Below are 2,488 nucleotides of genomic sequence, written 5' to 3'. Positions count from 1 at the left end.
GGCTGGCGCAGTCGCTGGCGACCGGCGCGCGCGCGACGCCGAACACGACGCTGCGCGCCACGGTGGCCGGTGAGGGCGTGCTGCGGCTCGCCTTCACCGGGCCGGACGGCTTCAGCACGCAGCGCGAGGCGCGGATCACCGTCCGCTCCTCCCGTCCCGCGGTGACGGAGGTGGCGATGAGCACGCTGGCGCCGGGCGGGACGGCGGCGGTGCCGGTGCCCGCGGACCGCTTCATCGCCGGCACCTGGGCCGCGCGCGTCACCTTCGGCGCGCCGGTGCGCTACGACCCCGCGGCGATGCTCGCAGCGCTGAAGCGCTTCCCGCTGGATTGCGTGGAGCAGGCCTCGTCGCGTGCGCTGGCGCTGGCCTACGCGCCGCAGAACCCGGACACCGCGCAGGAGGATGCGGCGGCGCTCGGCCAGGCGATCGCCTCCATCCTGGACCGCCAGCGCTTCGACGGGCGCTTCGGCTTCTGGAGCGCGGAGGGCGAGGCGCAGGACTGGGCGAGCCTCTATGCGACGGAGGCGCTGCTGCGCGCGCGTGCCGCCGGCGCCACGGTGCCGGAGGCCGCGCTGGCCGAGGCGCTCCGCGCGGTCGAGGACGGGCTGGAGCGCAACGCCGACACGCCGGAGCAGCGCGCGGCGATGGCGTATCGCGTGCATGTGCTGGCGCTGGCCGGCCGCAACCGGCTGGGCGCGGCGCGACGCCTGGCGGAGGATGTGGACGCGCTGCCGACGCCGCTGGCCAAGGCGCAGCTGGCCAGCGCCTTTGCCCGCGCCGGCGACCGTGCGCGCGCCGAGCAGGTGTTTGCCAGTGCGCTGGCGAATACCGGGCGCAATCCCTGGTTCTTCGACTACGGCAGCGCGGGGCGCGACCTGCTGGCCATCGCCGTGCTGCTGCGCGAGAGCGGCGTCGCGGCGGACCGGCTGCCGCAGCTGCTCGGCCGGCTGCCCGGCGCCGACTTCACGCCGGCGATCACCAGCACGCAGGAGCAGGCCTGGGCGGTGGCGGCGGCCAGCGTGCTCGGCCGGGACGGGCGGCCGGTGCGCGTCACGCTGGACGGGCGCGACCTGCCGACGGCCTCGGTGGTCGGCGCGGCGCTGACGGCATCCGGCAGCGCGGCCAATCGCGGCGACGCGCCGGTGGTGCAGGCGGTGTCCATCACCGGCATCCCGACCTCTCCGCTGCCGGCGGCGGCGCAGGGGATGCGGGTGGCACGGCGCTTCTTCGCGCTGGACGGGCAGCCGCTGGACCTGGACCGCGTGCGCGCGGGCACCGACTTCGTGCTGCTGCTGGAAGCCCGCGCCCTGACCGGGGAACGGCACCAGGCGATGATCCTGCAGGGGCTGCCGGCCGGCTGGGAGATCACCGGGCGCTTCCCGCCCGGCGAGCCGCAGGGCATGCCCTGGCTCGGCACGCTGAGCGAGCCGGAGACGATGCCCGCGCGCGACGACCGCTTCGCCGCGGCGATCACGCTGACCGCGGAGCAGCCGCTGGCGCGGCTGGCGGTGCGGCTGCGCGCCGTCACGCCGGGCCGCTTCGAACTGCCGGGAATGGAGGCGCAGGACATGTACCGCCCCGGAGTCTTCGCGCGGCAGAACAGCGGGCGGATCGTGGTGTACGGCCCGGAGGACGCGCTGCCGCCGGTGCCGCCGCCCGCGCCGCAGCAGCGCCCGGCGCCGCAGCAGCCGCGGCCGCAGGGGAACACGCGGTAGGGCCGTGCTGCGTCACGAGCCCCCATCCGATCGGTGCCAGGCCTGGGTGGGGTCGGTCGCGCCCCCACCCCGGCCAGCCTTCGGCGCCGGGGCCTATTGGCCCCGGCCCCCCGCGAAGCGGGGGCGGGAGCGGGCGGTGCGCGTGTCGCGGGTTGCCGCCCTTGTGCTCGCGATGCTGGCGCTGACCGCGCTCGCCCTCGACCGCCTCCTCCCGCTCGACCTCTCGCGCTGGCGCGCCGCCGGGGTGGAGGTGCTGGACCGGGAGGGGCGCACGCTGTCCGTGCTGCCCGCGCCCGGCGGCGTGTGGCGGCTGCGCACCGAGGCGCGCGACGTGCCGCCGCATCTGCTGGCGATGCTGGTCGCGGCGGAGGACCGGCGCTTCCGCAGCCATCCGGGTGTGGACCCGCTCGCGCTCGGCCGCGCCGCGCTGCAATGGGCGCGCAGCGGGCGCGTCGTGTCCGGCGGGTCCACCCTGACGATGCAGGCGGTGCGCCTGCTGGAGCCGCGGCCGCGCACGATCCGCAGCAAGGCCATCGAGATCGCGCGCGCGCTGCAGCTGGAGGCGCGCTTCACCAAGGACGAGATCCTCGGCATCTGGCTGACGCTGGCGCCACAGGGCGGCAATCTGGAAGGGCTGCGCGCCGGCTCGCTGGCCTGGTTCGGCCGCGCGCCGGCGACGCTGGATGCCGCAGAGGCCGCGCTGCTCGTCGCGCTGGCGCGCAGGCCGGAGGCGACGCGGCCCGATCGCCACCCGGAGTCCGCGCGGCGCGCGC

The 2,488-nt window shown here is 77.3% G+C and carries 2 protein-coding genes; both read left to right on the top strand.

Annotation, left to right across the window (positions count from 1 at the left end):
• Positions 1-1,715 (top strand): alpha-2-macroglobulin family protein (locus OZN99_RS29705; RefSeq protein ID WP_456299913.1); only part of this gene is annotated, 1,715 nt, incomplete at its 5' end.
• Between the two features lie 136 nt (positions 1,716-1,851).
• On the top strand, positions 1,852-2,488 hold a 637-nt coding region (locus OZN99_RS29700; protein WP_270938820.1), incomplete at its 3' end, for a transglycosylase domain-containing protein.

It is taken from the genome of Falsiroseomonas oryzae (assembly GCF_027856955.1).
In the GTDB taxonomy this organism is placed as follows: Bacteria; Pseudomonadota; Alphaproteobacteria; order Acetobacterales; family Acetobacteraceae; genus Falsiroseomonas; species Falsiroseomonas oryzae.
Note: the sequence above shows the minus strand (reverse complement) of the source record. Positions and strands in the feature narration are given on the sequence as shown.